Annotated in this window: 6 protein-coding genes and 1 pseudogene; 3 read left to right on the top strand and 4 right to left on the bottom strand. The window is 58.6% G+C overall.

The annotated features are described in order from the left end of the window. Both HUJ17_RS15525 and HUJ17_RS15520 read left to right on the top strand, forming a co-directional pair. Nucleotides 1-1,064: efflux RND transporter permease subunit (locus HUJ17_RS15525; RefSeq protein ID WP_290511545.1), on the top strand; the 1,064-nt coding region annotated here is incomplete at its 5' end. A 161-nt stretch (nucleotides 1,065-1,225) separates the two neighbouring features. Further along, complete coding sequence (locus HUJ17_RS15520) at nucleotides 1,226-1,891, top strand: SprT family zinc-dependent metalloprotease (protein ID WP_290511544.1); 666 nt, start codon at nucleotides 1,226-1,228, stop codon at nucleotides 1,889-1,891. Nucleotides 1,892-1,993: 102 nt separating this feature from the next. On the opposite strand, the gene HUJ17_RS15515 is transcribed toward HUJ17_RS15520, so the two are convergent. The 4 genes from HUJ17_RS15515 to HUJ17_RS15500 all read right to left on the bottom strand — a co-directional run bounded on the left by HUJ17_RS15515 (nucleotide 1,994) and on the right by HUJ17_RS15500 (nucleotide 5,492). After that, the gene (locus HUJ17_RS15515; protein WP_290511543.1) at nucleotides 1,994-2,437 is read right to left on the bottom strand and encodes a transposase; all 444 of its coding nucleotides are present in this window, start codon (nucleotides 2,435-2,437) and stop codon (nucleotides 1,994-1,996) included. Between the two features lie 224 nt (nucleotides 2,438-2,661). Continuing rightward, a complete protein-coding gene (locus HUJ17_RS15510) occupies nucleotides 2,662-2,865 on the bottom strand; it encodes a cold-shock protein (RefSeq protein WP_011590014.1) in 204 nt (67 codons plus the stop codon). 195 nt (nucleotides 2,866-3,060) lie between these two features. Beyond that, nucleotides 3,061-3,948 carry a D-hexose-6-phosphate mutarotase gene (locus tag HUJ17_RS15505; RefSeq protein WP_290511542.1) on the bottom strand — a complete coding sequence of 296 codons (888 nt, stop codon included), beginning with the start codon at nucleotides 3,946-3,948 and terminating at the stop codon, nucleotides 3,061-3,063. A 170-nt stretch (nucleotides 3,949-4,118) separates the two neighbouring features. Continuing rightward, nucleotides 4,119-5,492, bottom strand: coding sequence for a wax ester/triacylglycerol synthase family O-acyltransferase (locus tag HUJ17_RS15500; protein WP_290511541.1), 1,374 nt, complete (start codon nucleotides 5,490-5,492; stop codon nucleotides 4,119-4,121). Nucleotides 5,493-5,985: 493 nt separating this feature from the next. Here HUJ17_RS15500 and HUJ17_RS15495 point away from each other — a divergent pair. Next, nucleotides 5,986-6,299 (top strand): annotated as a pseudogene (locus tag HUJ17_RS15495) (isocitrate lyase); the annotation flags it as partial.

Genomic DNA, 6,299 nt, shown 5'->3' with positions numbered 1-6,299 from the left:
TGGCCTGGAGCGAAACACTGATGGAAGCCATGGGGGAAAACCCGGGGCTGACCAGTATTGATACGGATTTCGAACAGACCCAGCCACAGCTGGACGTAAAGCTGGATCGGGAGCGGGCCGCGGATCTGGGCATCACCGCTACCGATGTGGGTCAGACCCTGCAAGCCATGTTCGCTACTCTCACCGCGTCTACCTACGTGGACCGGGGACGTGAATACGATGTGCTGCTGGAAGCAGAAAAACGCAACAGCCAGGGCCCCGATGATGTATTGCCGATCTATCTGCGCGCCGCCAACGGTGAGCTGGTGCCGTTCTCCAGCGTGGTGGAACTGACCACCACCGGCGATGCCCCGGAGCTGCGCCGGGTGGATCGGCTGCCGGCCATCACCCTGTCCGCCAACCTGGCCGACGGCTACGACCTGGCGGCAGCCATGACCTATGTGGAAGAACAGGCCCGGGAACGACTGCCCCTGGACGCACGTATCGGTTACAAGGGCATGGCCGAAGAACTGCAGGAATCCGCAGCGGCGATCCTGGTTACCTTTGCACTGGCCCTGGTGATTGTATTCCTGGTGCTGGCCGCCCAGTTTGAAAGCTGGATACACCCGCTGATCATCATGCTCACCGTCCCCCTGGCCCTGGCCGGGGCGGTGCTGGCCATCCGTGTTACCGGCGACAGCCTCAACATCTACAGCCAGATCGGCATGATCATGCTGCTGGGTTTGATGGCCAAAAACGGCATCCTGATCGTGGAATTCGCCAACCAGCTGCGCGACCAGGGGTTGGCAGTGAAAGAGGCGGTCTATCAGGGCGCCATCGTGCGCTTCCGCCCGGTATTGATGACCGGCATCTCCACCATCTTCGGCGCTATCCCGCTGGTACTGGCCACCGGCGCCGGGGCGGAAAGCCGCTTCACCATCGGTGTGGTGATTCTCGGTGGGCTGCTCTTTGCCACCGTGCTGACACTCTTTATTATCCCGGTGTTGTACCAGTGGCTGGCACCCTATGCCTCGCCGGCGGATGCGGTGAAGCAGCAGCTTGATAAAGAGATGCAAAACACCTGAGTTGCAAGAGACAAGTTACAAGTTGCAACGCGGTTCAGGTTATTGCCAACTTGCAAAGACCCCGGCCGCGCTCCAGCATGCTGGGCTCGCGAGCACGGCATCTCCGGCCCCGAATGCCTGGACCGCGCCTTGAAACTTGTAACTTGTGACTTGCAACTTCCATGACTGACTACGAACTGATCCGTAGCAAACGCCGCAGCCTGGAGCTGCGCGTGCTGGACGATGGCCGGGTGCAGGTGCGCGCGCCGCAGCGGGCGTCGTTGCGGATGGTGCAGGCGTTCGTGGACAGTCGCCGCCAGTGGATTGCCGATCAGCAACATCGTCAGGCCAGTCGGCCCCGACAACGTTGGCAGGATGGGGCGGCGTTCCCGTTCCGCGGGCAACCGCTGACCATGGATGTGTCCGCCGGGCGTAACGGGGTAGCGGTGTCCGGCAGCTATCTGCAGATCCGGGTGCCGGAGCCGGACAGCGAGCCAGCAGTAAGGCAGGTGCTGGAAAACTGGCTGCGCAAGCAGGCGCGGACGCTGTTCGAAGACAGCATTGCCCGGCAGTTCCCCTGGTTTGCCAGCCAGGGTTATTCACAGCCGGTGCTGCGGGTGAAAAAAATGCGCACCCGCTGGGGATCGCTGTCTGCCAGGGGCTACATCAACCTGAACATGGCCCTGCTGCACTATCCGCCGGCGGCGCTGGATTACGTGGTCATGCACGAGCTCTGTCACCTGCAACACATGGATCACGGCCCCGGCTTCCACGCCCTCATGGACGCCCGCATGCCCGACTGGCGCCAACGCAAACAACTCCTCGACCAGCCGCTTTTCCAACCCTGAATAAAACCACCGCATCCCCTTCGTAGGAGCGTCGCTCGCGGCGCGATAGCCCAACGTATGGAATCGCGCCGCGAGCGACGCTCCTACGGTTAAAATGTGATCCTACAGCCAGATGGCATACCAATAGGGATAATCTTTGACGCTTTTTACCAAACCGGCTCGGAGCGGATTAGCGACGATATAGCGGGCAGTTTGCAGGATATCCTCTTCTCGTCTCAGGGCGTGGTCATAGAACCCTCGCTGCCAGATGGATTGCCCAATGGCTCGGGCAGTCTGGCTCTTTAGCATGCCTACTGTTTGCGAAAGGGAATGCTTATCGGACAGCTCCAACAACCAGTGAAAATGGTCCGGCATCACCACAAAGCATAGAGACATGCAGGCCCCTTGCTGGTCCAGGTTGAGGAAGTTGCGCGAAAGCAGTCGTGCCCTGTGGGTATTCTCAAACCAGGGTATCCGGTTTCGGGTAACTCCGGTGATCAGATAGTGTTGATGCGGTTGTGAGCAACGCCCTTGCCTCAGTTTGTATCCATGATGCAGTGAGTCCATGGATTCAAGGGTGATGAGAGATAGCCCGGGGAAAAAGCGTTAGCGGCTGAAAAGCCTGTAGGTAATGATCAAGCTTTTCCGTAGGAGCGTCGCTTGCGGCGCGATAGGCCAACCTAGGATCGCGCCGCGAGCGACGCTCCTACGGAGAGGGTGGAGCTGCCTTGTTTTCGCCAGACATAAAAAAAGCCCGCCGAAGCGGGCTTTTTTCTTGCTAATGCAATCGCTTATTCAGCAACCACGTTAGCGGCCTGCGGACCTTTGGGGCCCTGCTGGATCTCGAAGGAAACCTTCTGACCCTCGGCCAGGGTTTTGAAGCCTGAGCCGGTAATTGCGCTGAAATGAACGAATACGTCCGCACCACCATCGTCCTGGGAAATGAAACCAAAACCCTTGGACTCGTTGAACCACTTCACAGTACCTGTAGCCATGTGAATCTATACCTCGAAACTATTACTTTGAGTGTTGCTTGCAAACCATGTTGGGCGGTGTTCGGAGACAACTTCAGCTTCACGCAGGGAAGACAATTACCAAACTAATCCACGGCCATAATTCGCAGCCATTTCCGACTTTACCCTCCTTTTTTGGCGAGCACCACCCCTTTTTATGGCCGGTTAAACCGGCAGTTATAACGCGGTTGTCACAAAGCGAACCTCCATGCTGTGTTGCTCGTCAGGGCCCAGCAGCAGGGCGTTGTCGAGGACACGGGCAGTTTCTATACAGAGCATTCGCTGCCAGGCATCGTCGGCAAACTGTGTCAGGCGACGACTTTTATCGATCCAGGGATTCCATACCACCGCGGAACGACTGCCGGAGGCCGACAGGGTCAGCCGGCGCTGCCAGGCGGGATCATCAATATGCAGGGTGTCGGGCAGTTGCAGGTAGAGGCGGTCGGTTTCGCCGTGGAACGTCAGTGGGCCTTCTTGCTGGTGGCGCTGCCAGTCATCCAGTGCATCTACATAGGGGCAGCTGTCCAGACCATGAATCTCAACCTGCCGACAGTCAGAGACAGCAAAGTAACTGTGCAGGGCCTGGCTGATCCATACCGGCTGGCTGCCATGGTTATGGTTGTGAAGCGTCAGGCTCAAGCCGTCGTCCAGGCGAACGATCAGGGAGGGTTCCACGGAGGGTAGGGATTGCCGGTCGGCATGGGGAGACAGGGCAAACGTGAGGGTGATCTGTTCATCATCCTGCTCGGAATGCGTCAGTGCCCAGGGTTGCTGGCGGACCAGGCCGTGGGCGGGAGGCTCTGCCAGCGCATATTGCTGGCGGATCTCTTCCGGGTTGAAATCCAGGCCACCGAACCAGGGCCAGCACACCGGCACCCCGCCACGCACGCCCTGGCCGCGGTGATACGCCGCTTCCTCACTGAGCCAGATCAGTGGATGCTCGCCATCCCGCTGATACTCCAGCACCTGGGCACCTTGTTCGGCGATTACCAGGGTCTGGTTACGGTGGCGAATTTCCCAGCAGGGCAGGTCGCCGCGGAGGATGCGGTTCAGTTCAGTGGGCATGGGAGAAGAGTTCCAAGTTACAAGTTTCAAATTGCAAGGCGCGGGTTAGGTTGGGGCGCATTTTTGGGGCTGTGCCCGCGACCTACCGGCTGTTAATCGCGGCAGCGGCGCTGTCCGCCAAGCAGGGCCTTCCGCGCGCTTTGCAACTTGTCACTTTCAACTTGCGCCTATCATTTAATCCCCGCGGCAATCTCCAGCTCGCGGATGGACTGCTCCAGGTAGTCCAGCAGCCGCTGCATGGAAGGCAGGGTGCGGCGGCAGGCGATCAGGCCGAATTCCAGCTGATCCTGGTAACTGGTCAGCGTGATGTTCAGCGCGATGCGGTCCAGCACGATGGAAACCGGGTACATGCCTTTCAGCTTGGCGCCATTCCAGTACAGCGGTTCTTTCGGGCCGGGTACATTGGAGATCACCACATTGAAGGCGCGCCATTTCGGTGCCAGCCCGGTGAGCAGGTTGAGACCGGTCGGTGCCATGGTGAGAGCGGTAAAGTTGAGGATTTCCTCCGGGCTCATCTGCGAGAAGCGTTCCTTGGCTTCCTGTACCGAGTCATTCACCACCCGCAACCGGTTGGCCGGGTCGCAGATATGGGTGCCCAGATTGGCCAGGATCATGCCGATCTGGTTGCCGCCGGCGCTGTCATCCTGGCGCAGGCTCATGGGCACCATGGCAATCAACGGCTCATCCGGCAGGGCGTTCTGGCTGATCATGTACTCGCGCAGGGCATGGCCGCACATGGCCAACACCACGGTATTGATGGTGCAGTTGAAGGCCTTGGCGATCACTTTCAGGCGTGCCAGTGAATAACTCTGGGCAGCAAAACGGCGCGAACCGGTAACGGTCTGGTTGAGTACTGTGTCCGGCGCCTGGAAGATGGACACATAGTTTTCGTCTTTCTTGGCCTTCTGACTGACCTTGTAGATTTCCCGGGCCAGGCCCGGGACCGTGGCGGCCTGCTTGCTGATGCCGGCGGTGAGCCGCGCCAGGCTGGAGGCCACATCCACGGGATTGCTGGGCAGCGACCGGCTGCGTTTTTTCGGCTGATAGGCCCACACCGGCGGCAGGTCCCGTTCGTCCGGGTCGGTGGACAGGGCGCGCATGCCCATGCGCATGGCAGAGATGCCATCCACCACGGAATGGTGAATCTTGGTGTAAAGCGCGAACTGTCGCCCGCGGATGCCTTCGATCAGGTGGGCTTCCCACAGGGGGCGCTCGCGGTCCAGCAGATTGGAGTGTTCGGCGGAGACCAGCGATAACAGCTCACGGATACGGCCGGGCTTGGGCAGGGCCTCGTGGCGGAAGTGGTGGTCGATGTCGAAGTGCTTGTCTTCGGTCCAGTAATACTGGCCCAGCCGGCGGGTCAGGCGCTGGTTGAATGGCGCCACCGGGCTGCAGTAGTCGCGCATGTGCTGGGCCAGTTCGCTGACATACTTGGGGCCCGCATCTTCCGGAAAGGAAAATAATTGCAGTCCGGCCACATGCATGGGCTGCTGTCGTTTTTCCAGCCACAGGAAAAGTTGATCCACCGGGCTAAGCGCTTTCATAGATTCCCCTTCGTCATTTTTATATCCCTGAACACAACCACAACAATTATCTGAAAAACGGCAATGCACTCTCTATGCCAAGGGAAGATCATAGTAGCAAAGCCGCATTCGGGTCACTGTGTGCAAGGTGTAAATCGGCGGGCGATGCGGTAACTGCCGCCGGATGGGACATTGATCAATGGCAGTGTGTCCGGGAAAATGGGCAGATATCTCCACCCTGAAGACCGGGTTGCCGATTGGCAAGCCGGCCTTGCGATTGTTGGGGATAGCGCCGTCGGCAAGGTCGTTGCGGCAAGCAGAATGACCGGCGCAGGCTACGAATTACCCCTTATATTCACCAGAAAAATACCGAACATAGATCATATTGATTATGTTTATGGGTCTGCGGGCTCTAGAATGCGCCGCATCGGTAGACCGGCATGTGTTCTGTCTGGCATGAGCAGGGTTGCCCCTCCCGGTATCGATAAACCAATTTGTTAATCAGAGGTTCACCATGTCATACACCAAAGACATCGAAGCACTTAGCTCCGTGATTGGTGCCAACAGCACCTGGAAAGACATCAATCCGGAATCTGCTGTTCGCATGCGTCTGCAAAACCGTTTCAACACGCATCTGGACATCGCCAAGTACAACGCCAAGATCATGCGTGAAGACATGGCGGCCTATGACGCTGACAACTCCAAGTACACCCAGTCCCTGGGTTGCTGGCACGGCTTCATCGGCCAGCAGAAGATGATCTCCATCAAGAAGTACTTCGGTGGCACCAAGCGTCGTTACCTGTACCTGTCTGGCTGGATGGTTGCTGC

Source organism: Alcanivorax sp. (assembly GCF_014762765.1).
In the GTDB taxonomy this organism is placed as follows: domain Bacteria; phylum Pseudomonadota; class Gammaproteobacteria; order Pseudomonadales; family Alcanivoracaceae; genus Alcanivorax.
This window is presented reverse-complemented; position numbering and strand designations above follow the sequence as displayed.

Bases quoted from the DNA above. Each gene is read 5' to 3' on its own strand.
- HUJ17_RS15520 (WP_290511544.1), top strand. From the start codon at position 1,226: ATGACTGACTACGAACTGATCCGTAGCAAACGCCGCAGCCTGGAGCTG.
- HUJ17_RS15505 (WP_290511542.1), bottom strand. From the start codon at position 3,948: ATGCCCACTGAACTGAACCGCATCCTCCGCGGCGACCTGCCCTGCTGG.
- HUJ17_RS15500 (WP_290511541.1), bottom strand. From the start codon at position 5,492: ATGAAAGCGCTTAGCCCGGTGGATCAACTTTTCCTGTGGCTGGAAAAA.
- HUJ17_RS15515 (WP_290511543.1), bottom strand. From the start codon at position 2,437: ATGGACTCACTGCATCATGGATACAAACTGAGGCAAGGGCGTTGCTCA.
- HUJ17_RS15510 (WP_011590014.1), bottom strand. From the start codon at position 2,865: ATGGCTACAGGTACTGTGAAGTGGTTCAACGAGTCCAAGGGTTTTGGT.